General features: G+C 72.9%; 23 protein-coding genes. 8 read left to right on the forward strand and 15 right to left on the reverse strand.

Annotation, left to right across the window (positions count from 1 at the left end; translation table 11 throughout):
• Nucleotides 1-34 precede the first annotated feature (34 nt).
• Genes ACU436_RS01885 through ACU436_RS01915 form a run of 7 tightly spaced genes read right to left on the reverse strand, consistent with a single transcriptional unit; the run spans nucleotide 35 to nucleotide 7,532 of the window.
• A complete protein-coding gene (locus ACU436_RS01885; RefSeq protein ID WP_459020916.1) occupies nucleotides 35-481 on the reverse strand; it encodes a thioesterase family protein in 447 nt (148 codons plus the stop codon).
• Nucleotides 471-1,427, reverse strand: coding sequence for a 3-hydroxyacyl-CoA dehydrogenase NAD-binding domain-containing protein (locus ACU436_RS01890; protein ID WP_459020917.1), 957 nt, complete (start codon nucleotides 1,425-1,427; stop codon nucleotides 471-473). Before ACU436_RS01890 ends, ACU436_RS01885 begins: the two co-directional genes overlap by 11 nt.
• Entirely contained in the window at nucleotides 1,424-2,311 is an 888-nt protein-coding gene (locus ACU436_RS01895) for a beta-keto acid cleavage family enzyme (protein ID WP_459020919.1), read from the reverse strand. Before ACU436_RS01895 ends, ACU436_RS01890 begins: the two co-directional genes overlap by 4 nt.
• A 15-nt stretch (nucleotides 2,312-2,326) precedes the next feature.
• On the reverse strand, nucleotides 2,327-4,105 hold the full coding sequence (locus tag ACU436_RS01900) for an ABC transporter ATP-binding protein (protein ID WP_459020921.1): 1,779 nt from the start codon (nucleotides 4,103-4,105) through the stop codon (nucleotides 2,327-2,329).
• On the reverse strand, nucleotides 4,106-4,945 hold the full coding sequence (locus ACU436_RS01905; protein ID WP_459020923.1) for an ABC transporter permease: 840 nt from the start codon (nucleotides 4,943-4,945) through the stop codon (nucleotides 4,106-4,108).
• Nucleotides 4,942-5,973, reverse strand: a complete 1,032-nt coding sequence (locus ACU436_RS01910; protein ID WP_459020925.1) for an ABC transporter permease — start codon at nucleotides 5,971-5,973, stop codon at nucleotides 4,942-4,944. The genes ACU436_RS01905 and ACU436_RS01910 overlap by 4 nt, the downstream gene beginning before the upstream one ends.
• Nucleotides 5,970-7,532 carry an ABC transporter substrate-binding protein gene (locus ACU436_RS01915; RefSeq protein WP_459020927.1) on the reverse strand — a complete coding sequence of 521 codons (1,563 nt, stop codon included), beginning with the start codon at nucleotides 7,530-7,532 and terminating at the stop codon, nucleotides 5,970-5,972. Before ACU436_RS01915 ends, ACU436_RS01910 begins: the two co-directional genes overlap by 4 nt.
• A gap of 79 nt (nucleotides 7,533-7,611) precedes the next feature.
• Here ACU436_RS01915 and ACU436_RS01920 point away from each other — a divergent pair, with 79 nt between their 5' ends.
• The 5 genes from ACU436_RS01920 (at nucleotide 7,612) to ACU436_RS01940 (ending at nucleotide 11,703) form a co-directional block, all read left to right on the forward strand.
• On the forward strand, nucleotides 7,612-8,373 hold the full coding sequence (locus ACU436_RS01920; RefSeq protein WP_459020929.1) for an IclR family transcriptional regulator: 762 nt from the start codon (nucleotides 7,612-7,614) through the stop codon (nucleotides 8,371-8,373).
• Between the two features lie 96 nt (nucleotides 8,374-8,469).
• Nucleotides 8,470-9,441 carry an ABC transporter substrate-binding protein gene (locus ACU436_RS01925; RefSeq protein ID WP_459020931.1) on the forward strand — a complete coding sequence of 324 codons (972 nt, stop codon included), beginning with the start codon at nucleotides 8,470-8,472 and terminating at the stop codon, nucleotides 9,439-9,441.
• Nucleotides 9,438-10,205, forward strand: coding sequence for an ABC transporter permease (locus tag ACU436_RS01930; protein WP_459020933.1), 768 nt, complete (start codon nucleotides 9,438-9,440; stop codon nucleotides 10,203-10,205). Before ACU436_RS01925 ends, ACU436_RS01930 begins: the two co-directional genes overlap by 4 nt.
• Nucleotides 10,205-10,951: an ABC transporter permease gene (locus ACU436_RS01935; RefSeq protein ID WP_459022592.1), complete on the forward strand. Its 747-nt coding sequence runs from the start codon at nucleotides 10,205-10,207 to the stop codon at nucleotides 10,949-10,951. The genes ACU436_RS01930 and ACU436_RS01935 overlap by 1 nt, the downstream gene beginning before the upstream one ends.
• A 2-nt stretch (nucleotides 10,952-10,953) precedes the next feature.
• Nucleotides 10,954-11,703 carry an ABC transporter ATP-binding protein gene (locus tag ACU436_RS01940; protein WP_459022593.1) on the forward strand — a complete coding sequence of 250 codons (750 nt, stop codon included), beginning with the start codon at nucleotides 10,954-10,956 and terminating at the stop codon, nucleotides 11,701-11,703.
• Nucleotides 11,704-11,833: 130 nt separating this feature from the next.
• On the opposite strand, the gene ACU436_RS01945 is transcribed toward ACU436_RS01940, so the two are convergent.
• From ACU436_RS01945 to ACU436_RS01955, 3 genes are read right to left on the reverse strand one after another with little or no spacing between them, the layout of a single operon-like run.
• Nucleotides 11,834-12,682: an alpha/beta fold hydrolase gene (locus ACU436_RS01945; RefSeq protein WP_459020935.1), complete on the reverse strand. Its 849-nt coding sequence runs from the start codon at nucleotides 12,680-12,682 to the stop codon at nucleotides 11,834-11,836.
• The gene (locus ACU436_RS01950; RefSeq protein WP_459020937.1) at nucleotides 12,679-13,497 is read right to left on the reverse strand and encodes an SDR family NAD(P)-dependent oxidoreductase; all 819 of its coding nucleotides are present in this window, start codon (nucleotides 13,495-13,497) and stop codon (nucleotides 12,679-12,681) included. The genes ACU436_RS01945 and ACU436_RS01950 overlap by 4 nt, the downstream gene beginning before the upstream one ends.
• Nucleotides 13,494-13,790 carry a YciI family protein gene (locus ACU436_RS01955; protein WP_459020939.1) on the reverse strand — a complete coding sequence of 99 codons (297 nt, stop codon included), beginning with the start codon at nucleotides 13,788-13,790 and terminating at the stop codon, nucleotides 13,494-13,496. Before ACU436_RS01955 ends, ACU436_RS01950 begins: the two co-directional genes overlap by 4 nt.
• Before the next feature lie 48 nt (nucleotides 13,791-13,838).
• Between ACU436_RS01955 and ACU436_RS01960 the strand changes: the two genes are divergently transcribed.
• Nucleotides 13,839-14,135 (forward strand): YciI family protein, encoded by a 297-nt coding sequence (locus tag ACU436_RS01960; RefSeq protein WP_459020941.1) that lies wholly within the window; start codon nucleotides 13,839-13,841, stop codon nucleotides 14,133-14,135.
• 97 nt (nucleotides 14,136-14,232) lie between these two features.
• Here the strand turns inward: ACU436_RS01960 and ACU436_RS01965 are convergent, their stop codons facing one another.
• The 5 genes from ACU436_RS01965 to ACU436_RS01985 are packed head-to-tail and all read right to left on the reverse strand — an operon-like array spanning nucleotide 14,233 to nucleotide 18,525.
• On the reverse strand, nucleotides 14,233-14,814 hold the full coding sequence (locus ACU436_RS01965; protein WP_459020943.1) for a thiamine pyrophosphate-dependent enzyme: 582 nt from the start codon (nucleotides 14,812-14,814) through the stop codon (nucleotides 14,233-14,235).
• A complete protein-coding gene (locus tag ACU436_RS01970) occupies nucleotides 14,811-15,332 on the reverse strand; it encodes a phosphonopyruvate decarboxylase (RefSeq protein WP_459020945.1) in 522 nt (173 codons plus the stop codon). Before ACU436_RS01970 ends, ACU436_RS01965 begins: the two co-directional genes overlap by 4 nt.
• Nucleotides 15,329-16,480 (reverse strand): acyl-CoA dehydrogenase family protein, encoded by a 1,152-nt coding sequence (locus tag ACU436_RS01975; RefSeq protein ID WP_459020947.1) that lies wholly within the window; start codon nucleotides 16,478-16,480, stop codon nucleotides 15,329-15,331. The genes ACU436_RS01970 and ACU436_RS01975 overlap by 4 nt, the downstream gene beginning before the upstream one ends.
• 9 nt (nucleotides 16,481-16,489) lie before the next feature.
• Nucleotides 16,490-17,668 carry a CaiB/BaiF CoA transferase family protein gene (locus tag ACU436_RS01980; RefSeq protein WP_459020949.1) on the reverse strand — a complete coding sequence of 393 codons (1,179 nt, stop codon included), beginning with the start codon at nucleotides 17,666-17,668 and terminating at the stop codon, nucleotides 16,490-16,492.
• The gene (locus tag ACU436_RS01985; RefSeq protein ID WP_459020951.1) at nucleotides 17,665-18,525 is read right to left on the reverse strand and encodes an HTD2 family dehydratase; all 861 of its coding nucleotides are present in this window, start codon (nucleotides 18,523-18,525) and stop codon (nucleotides 17,665-17,667) included. The genes ACU436_RS01980 and ACU436_RS01985 overlap by 4 nt, the downstream gene beginning before the upstream one ends.
• Nucleotides 18,526-18,613: 88 nt before the next feature.
• Here ACU436_RS01985 and ACU436_RS01990 point away from each other — a divergent pair, with 88 nt between their 5' ends.
• Nucleotides 18,614-19,549 carry a LysR family transcriptional regulator gene (locus ACU436_RS01990; protein WP_459020953.1) on the forward strand — a complete coding sequence of 312 codons (936 nt, stop codon included), beginning with the start codon at nucleotides 18,614-18,616 and terminating at the stop codon, nucleotides 19,547-19,549.
• Between the two features lie 9 nt (nucleotides 19,550-19,558).
• Nucleotides 19,559-19,714 (forward strand): hypothetical protein, encoded by a 156-nt coding sequence (locus tag ACU436_RS01995; RefSeq protein ID WP_459020955.1) that lies wholly within the window; start codon nucleotides 19,559-19,561, stop codon nucleotides 19,712-19,714.
• Nucleotides 19,715-19,737: the final 23 nt, after the last annotated feature.

The raw sequence follows: 19,737 nt of genomic DNA on the forward strand, positions 1-19,737 counted from the left end.
AGCGAATGCGCCGTTCGCTCCCCGGCGCGAATGCTCACCCGAGCGCAATCCGCCGGGAGGCGTGCTCGGGTACCGGCGACCGCATCGCGTCGAGGCGGCCGCGCAGCTCGTCCGGGAACGGGTTCGAGCGCCCGGCCCCGGCGTCGACGTGCACCGCCAGGACCTCCTCGGTGGCGCGCAGCCGGCCGTCGGACCACATCTCGTGCCAGAGCCAGAGCAGCTTGGCGGTCACCCCGATGACCGAGGTCCGCACCTCCAGCCGGGCCCCGGGCGGCACCTGGTCGAGGTAGCGGACGTGCGCCTCGACCGTGTAGAGCGAGGTGCCGGTGACGGCCGGGTCGATGCCGAGCCCGGAGATCACGGCATCGGTGGCGTGCCCGAACACCAGCACGTAGTAGGCCTCGGACAGGTGGCCGTTGTAGTCGATCCACTCCGGCCGGACGTCCTCGCTCCACGGCCGGAGCGAGGTCTCAGGAACCACCGGGCACCTTGCCGAGCACCCGCAGCACGTCGACGAGCCGGCGGTCGCGCTCGCGCACGAGGTCGGCGATGGTCTTCTCCCCCGCCGCCTCCTCGGTGCCGGCCACCACGCTGTCGCGCAGCGCCGGCGTCAGCTCGGGCGCGTCGAGGCGGGTCCACGGCGACAGCAGCGACGGCCCGAAGTGGTCGAGCATGTGCGCCATGCCGCCCGGACCGCCGGCCAGGTGGAACGTGAGCATCGGCCCGTGGAAGGCCCAGCGCAGGCCGGGCCCGTCGATGATCGAGGCGTCGATCTGGGCGGGGGTGGCCTCGCCGTTGGCCACCATGTGCAGGGCCTCCCGCCACAGCGCCTCCTGCAGCCGGTTCGCGATGAACCCCGGCACCTCCTGGTCCATGACGATCACCGACTTGCCGGTGTGGCGGAGGAAGCCGGCCGTCCACGCCACGACGTCCGCCGTGGTCCGCTTGCCGCCGACGACCTCGACCAGCGGGATCAGGTACGGCGGGTTGAACGGGTGCGCGACGACCAGGCGGTGCCCGCAGATCGCGTCGGCGGCCATCTCGGTCATGCCGTAGCCCGAGGTGGAGGAGCCGATGACGACGTGCTCGGGGGTGACCGCGTCGATGTCGGCGAGCAGCCGGCGCTTGAGGTCGAGCTGTTCGGGGGCGCTCTCCTGGACGTAGTCGGCGCTGCCGACGGCGTCGGCGAGCTCGGCCGTCACGGTCAGGTCGTCCACGCTCGCGCCGGGGGCGAGGCCCAGCTCGGTCAGTGCCGGCCAGGCCGCGTCGACGAGAGCCCGCAGCCGGGACTCGGCGTCCGGTGCCGGGTCCCAGGCGCGCACCCGGAACCCGTGGGCCAGGAAGTAGGCGACCCAGCCGCCGCCGATCACCCCTGCCCCGATGCAGGCGACGGTGCGCACCTGCTCGGGGGCGACCCGCTCGGTCATGCGCGGGGCCGCAGGGACAGGATCTCCCGCGCCTCGTCCGGCGTGGCCACCTCGGCGCCCATCGCCTCGATGATCGTGACGGCGTTGGCCACGAGCGCCGCGTTGCCGACCTTGTTGCCGCGACCGAGGTACAGGTTGTCCTCCAGCCCCACCCGCACGTGCCCGCCGAGCAGCACCGACTGCGCCACCCACGGCATCTGCATCCGGCCGAGGGCGAACGAGGCCCACACGACGCCGGGCGGGATCTGCGCCACCATCGCCGCCAGCAGGGCCGGGTCGGACGGCGCACCGTACGGGATGCCCGTGCACAGCTGGTACATGCCGGGCGGGTCGATCAGGCCCTCGTCGACGAGCTTGTTGGCGAACCAGAGGTGCCCGGTGTCGAAGATCTCCAGCTCGGGCCGCACCCCGAGCTCCTGGATCCGATTGGCGCCGGCCCGCAGCATGTCCGGTGTGCTGACGTAGACCAGGCTGCCCTCGCCGAAGTTCAGGCTGCCGCAGTCGAGCGTGCAGATGTCGGGCAGCAGTTCCTCGACGTGCGCCAGCCGTTCGATCCCGTTGACCAGGTCGGTGCCCTCGGCGAACCCGGACGGGTCCTGCGGGTCCAGGAAGAGGTCGCCGCCCATGCCGGCCGTCGTGTTGATCACGACGTCGACGTCGCTCTCCCGCAGCCGCCGCACGACCTCCCGGTACAGCGCCACGTCGCGGGACCCGGCGCCGGTGCTCGGGTTCCGCACGTGGACGTGCACGACCGCGGCCCCCGCGCGGGCCGCCTCGATGCCGGACTCGGCGATCTGCTCGGGCGTGACCGGCACGTGCTCGGACCTGCCGACGGTGTCCCCGGCACCGGTCAGCGCGCAGGTGATGATGACCTTGCGATTCAAATCCCCCGACTCCCTTCAGCCGACCGCGGGCGAGTTGCTCAGCAGCCGCTTCGTGTACTCCTGCCGCGGCGAGTCGAGGACCTCGACGACGAACCCCGACTCGACCAGCTCGCCCCCGCTGAGCACCTGCACCCGCGCCGCGATCGAGCGGACGAGGGCCAGGTTGTGGGTGACGAACAGCATGCTGATCCCGCGGGTCTTCCGGAGGTCCTCCAGCAGCGCCACGATCGAGCCCTGCACCGAGACGTCGAGCGCCGAGGTGATCTCGTCGCAGACCAGCAGGTCCGGTTCGGCGGCCAGGGCCCGCGCGATCGCCACCCGCTGCCGTTCGCCGCCGGAGAGCCGGTCGGTGCGCAGGTCGAGCACGGTGGGCCCGAGGGCCACCGCGTCGAGGAGCTCCACCACCTTGTCCCGGGCCGCCTTGCCCTTGGCGATGCCGAACAGCTCCATCGGGCGCGCCACGATCTGCGCGATCGTGAGTCGCGGGTTCAGCGAGAGGTACGGGTTCTGGAAGATGTACTGGATCCGCTTGCGGTCCTCGACGCTGCGCGCCCGCGAGCCCTTGCCGAGCGGGCGCCCGTCGAAGGTGAGCTCGCCGGTCCACTCCCGGTGCAGGCCGCCGATGCAGCGCGAGATCGTGGTCTTGCCGCTGCCCGACTCCCCCACCAACGCCACGACCTCGGCCTTGGCCACGTCGAAGCCGACGCCGTGCACGACCTCCTTGCGGCCGTAGAACACGCGCAGGTCGCGGGCGGTGAGGATGATGTCGCGCTTCTTGCTCGGGTCGGTGTCGGCCACGTTGCCCCGGGTCATGTCCCAGGCGCCGATCTCACCGACGCGCACGCACCTCGCCGTGTGGTCCGGGCCGACCTGGACGTCCGGCGGCTCGATCTGCGTGCAGCGGTCCTGGACGTACTCGCAGCGGTCGTGGAACGGGCAGCCGGCCGGGCGGCGGCCCGGGCCGGGTGTGCTGCCCGGGATGCCGGTGAGCGCGCGGGCCTGGGCCAGGTGCGGGATGGCGTCCAGCAACGCCCGGGTGTAGGGGTGCGCCGGCTGCGAGAACATCGCATCGCGCGGGCCGAGCTCGATGATCCGCCCCGCGTACATGACGGCGACCCGGTCGGCGATGTTGGCGACCACGGCCAGGTCGTGGGTGACGTAGAGCGCCGCCACCCGGTAGCTGCGGCACAGCTCGGCCATGGTCCGCAGCACCATGCCCTGGGTCGTGACGTCGAGGCCGGTGGTCGGCTCGTCGAGGACCAGCACCTTGGGGCGGGGCAGGAACGCCATCGCGAGCGCGACGCGCTGCACCTGGCCACCGGAGAGCTGGTGCGGGTAGCGGGCCAGGAACTCGTCGTCGTCCGGGAGACCCACTTCCCGCAGCCCGGCCCGGGCACCCGCGAGGCGCTCCTCGGCGGTGCCGATGCCGTGCAGCTCCAGGAGCTCCACGATCTGCCGGCCGATCCGGATCGCCGGGTTGAGCGCCGCGCCCGGGTCCTGCGGCACGTACGCGATCTTCAGCCCGCGGATCGGGCGGACCTGCTCCCAGGACATGGCCAGGATGTCCTGGCCCTCGAACAGGAAGCTGCCGCGTTCGATGAACGCACCGTGCCGCGCGTAGCCGAGCAGGGCCGTGCCGGCGGTGGTCTTGCCGGAGCCGGACTCGCCGACCAGGCCGACGACCTCGCCGGGCCGCAGCTCGATGCTGATCTCGTCGACCACGTCGAGGTGGCTGCCGGTGAGGGCGACCCGCAGGTCGGTGAGCGTGCACCCGGTCTCCGCTGAGGTCGTCATCTACTCCCCCCTCCCCGCGAGCTGCGCGATCCCGTCGGCCATCAGGTTGGTGCCGACGGTGAAGATGCCGATCACGATCACCGGCGCCAGCACGCCCCACGGCTGCACGAGCAGCGCCAACCGGTTCTCATTGATCATCTGGCCCCAGTCGGCCGCCCCCGGGTTGGTGGCGAAGCCGAGGAAGCCGATGCCGGCCACCATGCCGATCGAGTACGTGAGCCGCAGCCCGGCCTCGGCCAGCAGCGGGGCGTTCATGTTCGGCAGCACCTCGGCCACGATCACCCGCAGCCGCGACTCGCCCAGCGCCTCCGCGGAGTGCACGAAGTCGCGGGACACGATGCCCAGCGCCACGCCGCGGGCCACCCGCGCCACGCGCGGGGCGTGCGAGAAGCCGACCAGCAGCACGATCATCCACGCGGCCGGCTGGTCGACGGCGGTGAGCACGAGCAGCGCCAGCAGGATCTGTGGGAAGGCGAGCGCGACGTCGTTGAGCCGCATGATCGCCTCGTCGAGCCAGCCGCCGGCATAGGCGGCCACCACCCCGATGACGATCCCGACCACCATGCCGAGCGCGGTGGCGAACACGGCGGTGAGCAGGATCGAGCCGCCACCGGCGAGCACCCGGCTCCAGACGTCCTGGCCGAGGTAGTCGGTGCCCAGCCAGGACCCCTCCGTCGTGAAGGGCTTGCCGACGATGTCGTTCTCGCCGTACGGGGCGAGCCACGGCCCGACGATCGCGACCACCGCGACCACCACCGTGATCACCAGGCCCGTGACCAGCCTGCGCTGCCGACCGATCCGGCGCGTCGTCGACATCGGTCCCGGGGTCATGACGCTCATGACGCGATCGCCGTCCTCGCTCGCGGGGTGAACAGGATGGACAGCACGTCGGCGACCAGGTTGACGCCGACGTAGACGGCGGCGATCACCATGGCCAGCACCTGCACCATCGGGAAGTCGGAGTTGCGCACGGAGTCGACCAGGCTCGCCCCGATCCCCGGGTAGGAGAACAGGTACTCGACGATCACGATGCCGCCGGCGAGCCACGCCAGCTGCAGGGCGATCACCTGGATGCCCGGGACGATCGCGTTGAGCAGGGCGTGCTTGCGCAGGACGACGCGCTCGGGCACGCCCTTGAGCCGGGCCAGCTCGACGTAGTCGGAGTCGAGCACCTCGAGCAGGCTCGAGCGGACGATCCGGGCCACGTACGGCGCCACCGCGATCACCAGGGTGAGCACCGGGAGGATCATCGACCCCGGGGTGTACCACGGCGGCGCGCCGCCGCCCGCGATGGTGACGGCGGGGAGCACGTGCAGCACCGTGGTGGAGAAGAGCGCCACCAGCAGGATGCCGACCACGAACTCGGGCAGCCCGGCCAGCGTGATCATGACGATCTGGATCACGCCGTCGGCGCGCTTCCCCCGGTTGTTCGCCGACACCATCGCGATCCCGAAGGCGACCGGGATCATGACGATCGCCGCCACGATCACCAGGACCGCGGAGTTGACGATCCGGTCGCCGACCAGCTCGCCGACCGGCAGGCCGTTGGCGACAGAGTTGCCGAGGTTGCCCGTCAGCAGCCCGCCCAACCACTCGAGGTACCGGCCGATCACCGGCTGGTCGAGGTGGAGCTCGGCCTCCAGAGCGGCCACCCGCTCCGGGCTGGAGCCGTAGTCCTTGCCGAGGATCGCGCGCACCGGATCGCCCAGCGCGGCGGTGGCGAAGAAGACCAGCACCGAGCACAGCCAGAGCGTCAGCAGGGCCAGACCGATGCGGCGGGCGAACCACTTCAGCCAGGCGGAGCCCGCCCGGGGCGGGGTGCTGACCGGGGTCTCGGTCACCTGGTCCTGCGTCACGAGGTCGGTCATGGCTGCCTCACGAAGGACGCGCGGGAGAACCGGAAGTTCGAGCACGGCAGGTACCGGTGCGGCTCGAGCCCCTGCACGAGGTTGGAGTAGGCGTCGAGCTGGCGCTTGAAGCCCCAGATGATGTAACCCCCGGTGTTGTACTCGATCTCCTGCGCGTCGTGCAGGAGCTGATTGCGCCGCGCCGGGTCCGGCTCCCGCTTGGCCTGGTCGATCAGCGCGGTGAAGACCGGATCGTCGAAATGGGTCTCGTTGTAGGTCGCGGTCTGCACGGACGACGACGCCACCTGCGGGATGTAGTTGCGGGTGTTCCAGAAGTCCTGCGCGAAGTTCCAGGACAGGTACCGGTCGCCGTAGAAGACGTTGGCGTCGGCCTTGTTCAGCCGGACCGTGAGACCGGCCTGCCGGGCCTGCTCGACGAACAGGTTGGCCGACTCGACCGCGCCCGCCCCGACCGCGCTGGACGTGACCAGCTCGACGTCGAGGTTCTCCTGCCCGGCCTGGCGCAGCAGCGACCTGGCCTGGTCGATGTCCTGCATGCGCTGCGGCAGGTCGCTCGCGTACGCCGGGTCGAACGGCGCGTACATGTCGTTGCCGAGGATGCCGAAGCCGTTGAGCGCCTGGTCGATCATCTGCTGGCGGTCGACGATGAGGCGCAGCGCCTGCCGTACCCGCACGTCCGAGAACGGCGCGACGTCGACGCGCATCGTGAACGGCACCCACGCGCCGGTCTCGGAGACCAGCGGCGACGCGCCCTGCTGCTCGATCGTGCCGGCCAGGTAGTTGGGCAGGTTGTCGATGCTCTGCACCTGGCCCGCGAGCAGCGCGTTCACCTTGGCCGCGTCGTCGGCGAAGTCGTAGATGAACAGCTCGTCGACCCACGCCGGGCCGTCCCAGTAGTTCTCGTGCCGGACGAACTGGGACAGCTGGCCCGGCACGAAGTGCTTGTATGCGAACGGCCCCGTGCCGACCGGGTGGGCGACGTCGAAGTCGGTGGGAATGATCCCGACGGTGTACTCGGCGAGCAGCTGGTCGAGCACCGCGTACGGCGAGTTGAGCTGCAGCACGATCGTGCGGGGGTCGACGACCTTCGAGTTGTTCAGCTCGAGGACGGTGGCGAGCTCGGTGCCCCCGGAGCCGGTGTTGTCCGGGTCGGTGACCGTCGCGAGGCTGTACATGACGTCCTCGGCCGTGACGGTCTTGCCGTGGTGGAACTCCACGCCGTCGCGGATGCGGACCGTCCACTGCGTGTTGTCGCCGTTCGGGGTGATCGACTCGGCGACCGACGGCTCGATCTCGTAGTTCGGGTCCCAGCGCAGGAGCGGCTCGTAGAGCTGCATGCAGCGGCTGATGTCCGGGTTGGTGACCGGGAAGTACGGCTCGAGCGTGTCCTTCAGCCCGCCACCGGTGGCGCCGTGGCTGTACACGCCACCCCGGACGGGCGGCGTGCCCGGCGCGGGCCGCTGCGGCACCGTGGCGCACCCGGACAGGCCGGCGAGCGCGGCGCCGGCGGCCAGGCCGAACTTCAGCACATCTCGACGGGACGGCGCTGTCTGTCGCATGATGCGAACCCCCTCGGAGTAATGTGAACCTAGTCAGGGCGAGGTGGACCGTCAATGCAGGTGATGAGGATGTTGCGTCGTGGCAACGCGTGAGCCTGCGCCGTCGGTCCGGATCCAGTCGGTGGACCGGGCTGTCGATCTTCTCCTGGCCGTGGCCGCCGCGCAGCCCGAGGCGGCCACCGCGCCCGCTCTGGCGCGGACGTGCGGGCTCAACCGGGCCACGGCGTGGCGGCTGCTCAAGACGCTCCAGGTACGGGGGCTGGTGGCCGTCGACGAGTCGACCGGCCGGTACTCGATCGGGATCACCACCACGGAGCTCGGCAACGCGGCCGGACCGGACGCGCTGATCGCGGCGGCACACCCGATCCTCGAGCGGATGTGCGAGCAGACCGGGGAGACCGCGTCCCTCGCCGTGCCCGGGATGGGCGGGCTGACCTACCTCGACGAGGTGACGCCCACCGCGGTGCTCACCGCGAGCTGGCTCGGCCGCACGGTGGCGCTGCACGCCACCTCCACCGGCAAGGCGCTGCTCGCCTTCCTGCCCGCGCCGCAGGTACGCCGGGTGCTGACCGGCCCCCTGACGCGGTTCACCGACACCACGATCACCGACCCCGAAGCCCTGGCCGTCGAGCTCGCCGCCACCCGGGACCGCGGCTACGGCGTGTGCCCCGGCGAGCTCGAGTCCTCGTTGTACGGCGTCTCCGCGCCGGTGCTCGACCGCACCGGCCGCCCGCTCGCGGTGCTCTCCATCTGGGGGCCGCGGGACCGGGTCCCGCCCGAGCGCTTCGCCGAGCTGGGCGAGGTGGTGGTCCGGGCGGCCGCCCGGCTCGGTCCGCGCTGAGAGCGTGGCCGGTGAGTGGCCGGTCGGTGACCTTGCGTGCAACGCGGCGCTGGCCCAGGTTCGGCTCGGCATCCGAGCACACCCGGGGGGACGAAGGTGGACGGCGTCACGACACTCGACCGGAGACGGTTCCTCACCGCGATGGGGCTGCTCGCGGCACCCGTCCTCGCGGCCTGCGGCGCCGACGACAGCGACGAGGCCGCCGCGGCCGGGCCGACCGAGGTGCGCGTGGGGATGCTCCCCATCGTCGGGGCGGCACCGCTCGCGCTGGCCGCCGAACAGGGCCTGTTCACGGCCGGCGGGCTCGCCGTCTCGACCGAGCGGGTGCAGAGCGGCGCGGTCGCGCTGCCCGCGCTCATCGCCGGCGACCTCGACGTGCTGTTCGGCAACCACGTCTCGACGATCGCGGCGCGATCCCAGAACCTCGACGTCGTGATCATCGCGGAGGCCAGCCGGGCCCGGCCGGACAACTTCTCGGTGGTGACGCTGCCCGACTCGGCCGTCGAGGCGCCCGCCGACCTGGCGGGCCGCACGATCGGGGTGAACGCCCTCAACAACATCGCCACGTTGACCGTCAGCGCGGTGGTGGGCGCCGCGGGCCTCCCGGCGGACCGGCTGACCTTCGTCGAGATCCCGTTCCCGGACATGGCGAACGCGCTCGCCAACGGCCGCGTCGACGCCGCGTTCCTCCCCGAGCCCTTCCTGTCGGAGGCCCGGCGCACGCTCTCGGTCCGCACGGTCCTGGACCCGTGTTCGGGCCCCACGGCGGACCTGCCCATCGACGGCTACGTGGTCACGGGCCGGTTCGCCGAGGAGAACCCCGACGTCGTCCGGGCGTTCCGGGACGCGCTCGTCGAGGCGCAGCGCCGCTGCGCCGACCGCACGGTGCTCGAACCGCTGCTCGTCTCCTCGGCGGGGATCGGCCCGGAGACGGCCGCGCAGATCAGCGCCAGCGCGTACCCGACCACTACGGACGCCGCGCAGATCCAGCGGGTGGCCGACCTGATGCTGCAGTTCGGGGCGCTCACCGCACCGATGAACGTGGACGACCTCGTCCGCGCGACGTGAGGCCGATCGCGGTCCGGGGCCTCATCGGGGTGCTCGCGTTCCTGCTGGCCTGGGAGGTGTTCGGGCGTTCCGGCGCCGTGCCCAGCGAGCTGTTCCCGCCCGCGTCGACGGTGCTGGCGACCCTGGCGGGCCTGCTCACCGACCCGGGCTTCCTCGCCGACGTGCTGGCCACGCTGGGTTCGTGGGCGGCCGCGGTCGTGCTGGCCGTGCTGCTCGCGGTGCCGGCCGGGCTCGTCCTCGGGAGCGTCGCACCCGTCCGCGCGGCCACCCGGTCGCTCGTCGAGTTCCTCCGGCCGGTGCCGTCGGTGGCGCTCATCCCACTGGCGGTGGTCCTGCTCGGCCGCGGCCCGGAGACCACCATCACGCTGGCCGTGTACGCCGCGGTGTGGCCGCTCCTGCTCACGACGAGCTACGCCATGGGCGAGATCGACCCGGTGCAGACCGACACCGCCCGAGCCTTCGGCCTGTCGGCCACCCGGCGGCTGTTCACGGTGGCGCTCCCGCACGCCGCACCGTTCGTCATGACCGCGCTGCGCGTCTCGGCGGCCATCGCGCTCATCCTCGTCGTCAGCAGCGAGCTGCTCGGCGCCGGCACCGGTGGCATCGGGCAGTTCGTCTTCCTCGCCGGCAGCGGCGGCGGGCGGATGGACCTCGTGCTGGCCGGGACGCTCACCGTCGGGCTGATCGGCTGCGCCGTCAACGCCGTGCTCGAGCTGGCGCACCGCCGCTTCCTCGGCTGGGACGCCGGGGAGCCCGACGCGTGATGCCCCTCGTCCGCCGCTGGGCGGTCCTGGTCGTCGCGGTCGCGCTCTGGGAGCCGGCCGCCCGTGCCGGCGACAGCCCGTTCTTCCCACCACCGTCCGAGATCGCCATGGCGTTGTGGGACCGGCTGTGGCACTCCGACCTCGTCGTCGCCCACCTGTTCCCCGGGGTCGGGCGCATGCTCGCGGGCTGGGCGATCGCCGCGCTGTGCGGCGTGGTCGCCGGCCTCGTGCTGGGGCGCTCCGGGGTCGCCCTGCAGTACCTGAGCCCGCTGTTCGCGTTCGTGCGGGCCGTCCCCCCGCCGCTGCTCGTCCCGCTGTTCCTCGTGCTGTTCGACCTCGGCACGCCGATGCAGCTCGCCACGATCGTCGTCGGCGTGATCTGGCCGGTCCTGCTCAGCAGCATCGACGGCGCGGCCTCGGTGCACCCCGTGCAGGTGGAGACCGCGCGGGTGCTCCGGCTGCGCCGCACCGAGTGGTGGCTGCGCGTCGTCCTGCCCGCGGCGACGCCCAAGGTGCTGGCCGGCCTGCGGGTGAGCCTGTCGCTCGCCCTGATCCTCATGGTGATCTCGGAGCTCGTCGGCGCGACCAACGGTCTGGGCTTCCAGCTGGCGATGGCGCAGCGGCGGTTCGACTTCCTGACCATGTGGGCGGTCGTGGTGCTGCTGGGCGTGCTCGGCTACGCGTTCAACTCGGGCCTCGTCGCCCTGGAGTCCCGGGTGCTGCACTGGCAGCAGAAGGGGGCGTGAGGATGTCCGTCGCGCTCGACGTGTCGGGCCTCGGCCACCGCTACGGGCCGGGCCCGGCGCTGCACGACGTCTCCCTGGACGCCCGGCCCGGCGAGCTGGTGTGCATCGTCGGGCCGTCGGGCTGCGGGAAGTCGACGCTGCTGCGTGCCGTGGCCGGCCTGCTCACCCCCACGTCCGGCGAGGTGCGCCTCGACGACGAGCCGGTGCGGGGCGTCGTCCCCGGCCTGGCCATGGTGTTCCAGGACTACAGCCGCTCGCTCTACCCCTGGCTGTCGGTGCGCGGCAACGTCGAGCTGCCGCTGCGCGGGCACGTCGACCGGCCCGAGCGGCGGGAGCGGGCGGAGGAGGCGCTGAAGCAGGTCGGGCTCGACGGGCAGGGCGCGCGGTACCCGCGCCAGCTCTCCGGCGGCATGCAGCAGCGGGTGGCGATCGCGCGGGCCCTGGCCCACCGGCCCGCGTTGATGCTCCTGGACGAGCCGTTCGCCTCCGTCGACGCGCAGACCCGGGCCGACCTGGAAGACCTGCTGCTGCGCGTCCGGACCGAGCACGGGATGACGGCCCTGCTCGTCACCCACGACATCGACGAGGCCGTCTACCTGGCCGACCGCGTCGTCGTGCTGTCCCCGGCACCGGCGACGGTCGCCGCCGTGCTGGAGGTGGACCTGCCCGCCGACCGCGACCAGATCGGCACCCGGGCGGCACCCGAGTTCGTCCGGCTCCGGACGGAGGTCGCCCGCCTGCTGCGGCGGTGACCCGGGCTGCCGGTCACACACCAACCGTGGTGCTCGCACATGAACTGCAGTTGGTGTGTGAGCACCACAGTTGGTGTGTGAGCCCGGAGGGCGGCGTCGCCGGCCGGCACCGTGGAGTGCTGATCACCGGTCATCCGGCGGGGAGTCGCGAGTCGAGGAAGGGGCCGACCAGCTCGGCGAACCCCGCGGCCCGCTCGACCTGTGGCAGGTGGCCGGTGTCGCCGAAGACGTGCGACTGCGCGTGCGGCAGCGCCGTGCGGGCGGCGGAGAGATGGTGCGCGGGCAGGATGCGGTCCCGGTCGCCCCAGACGATCAGGGTGGGCCGCGGGTGGCGAGCGACGCCGGCGAGCAGTGCGGACCGCCAGCCCGGCCGGATTCCGCGCGCGGTGCCCAGCTCACGCACGACGTCGAGGAACAGCTCGGGACGGCCGGGGTGGGCGGCGACGCGCATGGCGTGCCGGATCCGTTCCTCGGTGACGAACGACCCGTCGTGGTAGAGGGCGCGCTCGGTGCGGCGCGCGCCCGCCCGGCCGACGTTCCGCAGCAGCGCCCGGCCGATGCCGGGGATCGCGAGCAGCCGGAGGTCGAGGACGACCTCCCGACCGAATCCCGCCGGAGCGGCGAGGACGACGCCGGTGACGCGCTCCGGGCGCGTGGCCTGCATCGCCAGCGCGACGGCCCCACCGAGGGAGTTGCCGAGCACGTGGACCGGGCGGTGGACGCCGAGAGCGTCGAGCGTGTCGTACACCCCGTCGGCCAGCCGCGCGAGCGTCATCGGCCCCGGCGGTGGATCGGAGAGCCCGAACCCGAGCATGTCCATGCTGATCACGCGGCGGGCGGCGGGGAGGAGCTCGTGCTGGGGCGACCAGTCCTCCAGGCTGCGGCCGATGCCGTGCAGCATGACGATCGGGTCGCCTGCGGGATCACCCGACTCCCGGACCCGGACCTTCGCCCCACCCGCCTCGACGAGCACGGTCATCGGCCCAGCACCCGGGCGATCGCCGTCATGTGGCCGACCGGGAACAGCCGGGCGAGCACGTCGGGCACCTTCGCGCTCGTGGCGATCAGCAGCCGGGCCTTCCGCCGCTCGACGGCGCGGAGGATGTCGGCGGCGGCCCGTTCCGGCGGGTAGGTCAGCAGGCGGGAGAACTCCTTCAACCCCACGGCGTGCGCCTCGCGGTCGACGCCGGCGCCCACCCGCGCGTCGGCCGCGATCCTGGTGGCGATCCCGCCGGGGTGGACCGTGGTCACGCCGATCCCCCGGTCGGCCAGCTCCGCGCGCAGGACCTGGCTGAAGCCGCGCAGCGCGAACTTCGACGCCGAGTACGCCGACTGGCCGGGCGGGGAGATCAGGCCGTACAGGCTGGAGACGTTCACCAGGTGGGCACCGGCGCCCATGGTGGGCAGCAGGTGGTGGGTGAGGCGCACGGGCGCGTGGAAGTTCACCTCCAGCACCCACTCGAACTCGTCGAGGGTGACCTCGTCGAACCGGCCGGCGAGCGCCACCCCGGCGTTGTTGACCAGCAGGTCCGTCCGCGGGTGGTCGCGCACGATCCGTTCCGCCGCCGCGGTGGTGGCGGCCCGGTCGGCCAGGTCGACCTCGACCTGCGCCACCTCGATCCCCGGGTGCGCGCCACGGATGGCCGCCGACACCCGGTCCAGGCGTTCCGCATCGCGCTCGAGGAGCACGAGGTGGCTGCCCCGCTCGGCGAGCCCGCGGGCGACCTGCTCCCCGATCCCGCTCCCGGCGCCGGTGACGACGGCCGTGCGCCCCGCGAACCGGTAGGGGTTCACGAGATGCCGGAGCTCAGCGGACCGATCACCGGATCCCACTCCGCGATCTCGCTGGAGACGATCACGCTGCTGGTCGTGAACGGGTCCTTCGCGATCAACGCGCCGACCTCGGCCTTGCCCTCGGCGCGGAGGATCAGCAGGCCACCCGCCGGCTCGCCGGGGCCGAACGGGCCGGACAGCAGCAGCTGTCCCCGGTCGGCGAGCCCGCGCAGGTACTCGCGGTGCTCGGGGCGCACGCGGTCGCGCGTGGCGACGTCGTCGGAGTACCGGTAGGTCACCGCGTAGATCGTCATGGGCCTCATTCTGGTTCGGGAGCACGTCCGGGTGGAAGTATCGACCCCATGTCCTCGACCTTCGCCGTGATCTACACCTACACCGACGACACCGACCTCCGGGAGGCCACGCGCCCCACCCACCGCGACTACCTGCGAGGACTCGACGCGCTGCTCGTGGCGGGCGCCTGGGTTCCCGGCGAGGCCCCCGGCGGCCTGCTGATCTTCCGGGCCGAGGACAAGGCGGCGGTCCAGGCGATCGTGGACAAGGACCCGTACAGCGTGGCGGGCGTGGTCGCCAACGCCGACATCCGGGAATGGGCACCCCCGCTCGGGCCGCTGGCGGGGCAGCTGAGCGGCCAGTAGCCACGAGTTCCACCGCTCACACACCAACTCTGGTGCTGGCACACGAACTGCAGTTGGTGTGCCGGCGACGCAGTTGGTGTGTGAGCGTCCGGCCGATTCAGAAGGTGGGCAGCCCCAGTGCCGCGCGGAACCGGTTCTTCACGAACACGCCGTCACGGGGCGGGAGCACGCGGGCGGGCTCGTCCGCGCTGATCAGCACCTGGGCGAAGGCGGGGCCGGACCGCGCCCCGATCCGCTCCGCGAGCTGCCGCACCTGGTGCTGCTCGGTGACGCGGACGGCGTCGGCGATCCCGCAGCCCCGGGCCACGGCGACGAGGTCGGTGCCGCGGCCGGTGTGGCTCTCCTGCATCCCGGTCTCGCCGTAGTGACCGTTGTCGAGCACCACCACCGTGAGGTTGGCCGGCCCGCGGGCACCGACGGTGGCGAGGCTGCCGAGCCCCATCAGCTGCTCGCCGTCGCCGGTCACCACGACGACCGACCGGTCCGGCTGGGCGAGCGCGACCCCGAGCCCGATCGGCACGGCGGAGCCCATCGCGCCCCAGAGGTAGAAGTTCTCGTCCCGGTCGCCCGCGGCGTAGAGGTCGTAGGACGCCGAGCCGAGCCCGCTGACCACCAGGGCGTCCGGGGCGCCCGCGACGAGATCGGCGACGACGGCCCGCCGGTCGAGTGCATCCGTCACTTGCTCCCCCACGTCTTCCGGCCGATCAGGCGCTGACCGAGCACCACCGCCACCTGCTCACCGGCGAGGAACGCCGAGTCGAGCGCCGCGCCGACGACCTCGCCGACCTCGTCGGGCGCCTCGGCGCGGTACACGCGGATGCCCATCAGCTCGAGCGCCGCCTGGGTGCAGCGGCCCATCGGGCCCTGCCACGGGTTGAACTCGGCGTACTCGCCGCGCATCGTCACGAGCGTCAGGAAGGGGAACCGGCAGGTCTCGAGCAGCGAGAAGGTGTTCACGCAGTTGCCGACCCCGCTGCTCTGCATGAGCAGCACGGCGCGCTGACCGCCCAGCCAGGCGCCGCAGACGACCCCGACGCCCTCCTCCTCCGTGGTGAGCACGACGTCCTGGATGTCGGGGTCGGCGATCGCCTCGCTGATCACGTAGGAGTGCCCCGCGTCCGGCACGAAGGCGATCTGCCGCACGTCGGCGTCGCGCAGCGCGTCGAAGACCTCTTTCTGCCAGCCGTGCTCGCTCATGCCCTCCCCAGCCCCCCGCGCTTGACGAGCTGCGCGGCGATGACGTTGCGCTGGATCTCGTTGGTGCCCTCGCCCACGATCATGAGCGGGGCGTCGCGGAAGTAGCGCTCGACGTCGTACTCGGTGGAGTAGCCGTACCCGCCGTGGATGCGCACCGCGTTCAGCGCGACCTCCATCGCCACCTCGGAGGCGAACAGCTTCGCCATGCCGGCCTCCATGTCGCTGCGCTCGCCCGCGTCGAACCGCTCGGCGGCGTGCAGGATCAGCTGCCGGGCCGCGGTGATCTTGGTGCCCATGTCCGCGAGGTAGTTGCCGATCGACTGGTGCTGCCAGATCGGTTTGCCGAAGCTCTCCCGCTCCTGGGCGTAGCGCAGGGAGTCGTCGAACGCCGCCTGCGCGACGCCGAGGGCCCGGGAGGCCACCTGGATCCGGCCGGTCTCGAGGCCCTGCATCATCTGGGCGAACCCGCGGCCCTCGGCCCCGCCCAGCACCGCGTCGGCGGGGGCGCGGTAGCCGTCGAACACCAGCTCGCAGGCCTCGACGCCCTTGTAGCCGAGCTTGGGCAGGTCCTGCGAGACGGTCAGGCCGGGACCGTGCTCGACCAGCAGGATCGACACGCCCCGGTGCTTCGGCGCAGCGTTCGGGTCGGTCTTGCACAGCAGCGCGATGAGCTGCGAGCGCCGCGCGTTGCTGATCCACGTCTTCGCCCCGTCGACCACGTAGGAGTCGCCGTCGCGGCGGGCGTGCGTGCTCATCGCCTGCAGGTCCGAGCCGCCGCCGGGCTCGGTGAGCGCCATCGTGGCCCGGATCTCGCCGGTGGCCATCCGCGGCAGGTAGCGGTCCTGCTGCTCGCGCGTCCCGAACGTGGCGAGCAGCTTCGCGACGACGGTGTGCCCGCCCATCGCCCCCGCCAGGCTCATCCAGCCCCGCGCGAGCTCCGCGGTGACGAGCGCGTAGCAGGGCATCGACACGGCCACCTCGCCCCACGGCTCGGGCACCGCGAGGCCGTAGATCCCGAGCTCCTTCATCTGCTCGATGAGCTTCTCGGGATAGGCGTTGGCGTGCTCCAGCTCCCGGACCACCGGCCGCACGTCCTGGTCGACGAACTCGCGCACGACCTCGACGATGGCCTGTTCCTCGGCGTTCATGCGTTCCTCTCAGACGACGGCGCGGTCACGCAGCGCCGCGATCTCGGCGTCCGTGCGGCCGAGCTCGCGCAGGATCGGGTCGGTGTGGGCGCCGAGCACGGGGACCGGCCCCATCACGGGGTCGACGCCGGCGATGTCGGCGGGCGGGCGCAGGGCGCTGATCGTGCCCCCGGGCACGTCGACCGGCCGCCAGCGGTCGCGCTTGTCGAGCACCGGGTGGTCGAGGAAGTCCCGCACCTGGTTGAGCCGGGCGTTGGCGATGCCCGCCCCGTCGAGCAGGGCCGAGGCCGCGTCCATGTCCAGGGCGGCCAACCGGGTCTCGATCAGCGCGTTCAGCTCGCCGCGGTGCTCGACCCGGGCCGAGTTGGTGACGAACCGCGGGTCGTCGGCGAGGCCGGGGTCGTCGAGCACGACGGCGCACAGCGCGCGCCACTCCCGGTCGTTCTGCAGCCCGAGCACGACGGCGCCGTCGGCGGTGGCGACCGGGCCGTACGGCGCGATCGTGGCGTGGTCGGCGCCGCTGCGGGCGGGCTGGCGGCCGCCGTAGGCGGTGTAGTTGGCCGGCGAACCCATCCACTCCGCGAGGGCCTCGAACAGCGAGACCTCCACCGCCGAGACCTCGCCCGTGGTGGCGCGCCGCAGCAGCGCCGTGAGGATTCCGGAGTAGGCGTACATGCCCGCGGCGATGTCGGCGATCGAGATGCCGACCCGGGCCGTGTGCTCGGGGGTGCCGGTGAGCGCCAGCACCCCGGTCTCGGCCTGGACGAGCAGGTCGTATGCCTTGCGGCCGGCCCACGGTCCGTCGGTGCCCCACCCCGACACCGTGCACGGGATCACCCGCGGGTGCGTGGTCGCGAGGCTCGCCGCGTCGACCCCGAGCCGCCCGGCGGCGCCGGGGCCGAGGTTCTGCACGAAGACGTCGGCCCGGTCCAGCAGCTCCCCGAGAACCGCCCGGCCCTCGGCCGACTTCACGTCCAGGGTCAGGGACTCCTTGGAGCGGTTGAGCCACACGAAGTAGCTCGAGTTGCCGTGCACCGACTCGTCGTAGCCGCGGGCGAAGTCGCCGCCGTCCGGACGCTCGATCTTGATGACGCGCGCGCCGAGGTCGGCGAGCTGGCGGGTGGCGAACGGGGCGGCCACCGCCTGCTCCAGGCTGACGACGGTGATCCCGTGCAGGGGCGGGTTCACGCGAGACCGACCTTCGCCGTCAGGGACGGGGCGGCGCCGCGGGCGGCGACGACCACGTCGGCCTCCGAGCCCTGCACGCTCCCCGCGCTGACGATGCGCGCCGGGGCGAACGCGGGCCGGACCAGCCGGTACTCGAAGGACCGGACGGCGCGGCCGGGGGCGTGCCGGCGCGGGAGCTCCAGCGCGAGGAGGGCGAGCAGCGGGCCGTGCACCACGAGCCCCGGGTACCCCTCGACCCCCGTGGCGTACGGCTCGTCGTAGTGGATCCGGTGCCCGTTGTAGGTCAGGGCGCTGAAGCGGAAGAGCAGCACCGGGCTCGTGGCGAGCTCCAGCCGCCACTCCCCCGCGGGGTCGGGGCGATCGGTCTCCGGCGGTGGCAGCGTGCGCGGAGGTGTGCCCGGCGGCTCGGAGCGGTAGACGATGTCCTGCTCCTCGACGCCGACCGGCGCGCCGCCGGCGGACAGCTCGGTCCGGACGGTCACGAACGCCATCTCGCCGCTGCGGCCGGTCTTCACCGTGACGTCGGAGACGGCGGCGCGGCTCGACAGCTCCGCCCCGAGCGGGATCGGGGCGTCCTGGCGCAGCCGGCCGCCGGCGAACATCCGCCGCCTCCCCGGGATCGGCGGCAGGAACGGCCCGGCGGCCGGATGTCCGTCGGCGCCGGTGTTCGAGCCCGCGGGATGGTCGAGGAGCAGGAACCAGTGCCAGAGCGGCGGCAGGTGCACGGGCCGCGGCGCGTCGAGCAGGTCCGCGAAGGCCTCCGCCACCCACGGGTCGACCCGTCTCGTCGTCTCGACCGGCGGGGGCCGCCATCCCTCCAGCGCGTCGGTCAGGGACACCTGCGCGACATCGCTCATTCCCTCATCATGCGCGGTGATCCCGGCGTGAGTGAAATACTGACTCGTGATGGGGGTATGCGACCCCGGCATGAGGAGGCGCACCGCCGTGGAACTCAGGCAGCTCAGCGCCCTGGTCACGGTCGCCGAGGTGGGCAGCGTCACCCGGGCGGCCAAGCTGTTGCACGTCGTGCAGCCGGCGGTCACGCGCCAGATCCGCCTCCTCGAGGAGGAGTTCGGGCTCCCGCTGTTCGAGCGGACCCGGCAGGGGATGGTCCCGACGCCCGCGGCCGAGGTGCTGATCATGCGGGCGCGCCGGGCGCTCGACGAGCTGGAGCGGGCCCGCGCGGAGCTGCGGCCCGAGCCCGGCGAGGTCACCGGCATCGTGAGCGTGGGCCTGCTGGAGAGCGTCCTCGACATCCTCGCCCGGCCGCTGACCGACGCCGTGGCGAGCCGGCACCCCGGGATCGAGCTGCGGCTGTTCACCGGCTACTCCGGCCACCTCCAGCAGTGGCTCGACACCGGCGAGGTGGACCTCTCGCTGCTCTACAACCTGAGCGACACGCCGTCGCTGTCGGTGCTGCCGCTCCTGCGGGAACAGCTCTGGGCGGTGGCGCCACCCGCAGCCGGGCTCACCGCCGACTCCCCCGTCCCCTGGGCGACGGTGCTCGCCCACCCGCTCGTCCTGCCGGTCAGCGGGCACGGGCTGCGGGCGCTCATCGACCGGGCCCGCTCCGCCGTGCCCGTGGAGCCGCGGGTCGTCGTCCAGACCAACTCGATGCTCCTGCAGAAGAACCTCGTCCTCGCCGGGCACGGCTGGACGGTGCTCCCGGCGGCCGGCGTCGCGGCGGACGTCGCGGCCGGGCGCCTGTCCGGCGCCCCGTTGACCGCGCCGGACGTCGAGCGCTCGGTGGTGCTCGGGCTGCAGCGCCGCAGCCGGCTCCTCGCCCCGGTCGACGCCGTCTCGTCGACGCTCACCCGGCTGGTCCACGAGCTCGTGGGCTCGGGCGCGTGGCCGTCCGCGAGGCCCACTGATCACGTCTAGGTCGCCCCCATGAGCGAGACGATCAACAGCGCGACGGGCGACGGGGACCTCGCACGGCTCCTGTGGGCAGCGCAGCGCACGGCGAGCCCGCTCTCCCACCGCGGCGGCGCCGGAGTTCGACTGCGCCGGGCTGGTCGCGCCGCGGCGGTGATCGTCAGCCGATAGCCCCCGGCCCGACCGCACACACC

The sequence above is a fragment of the Pseudonocardia wallangbongensis genome, assembly GCF_054486945.1.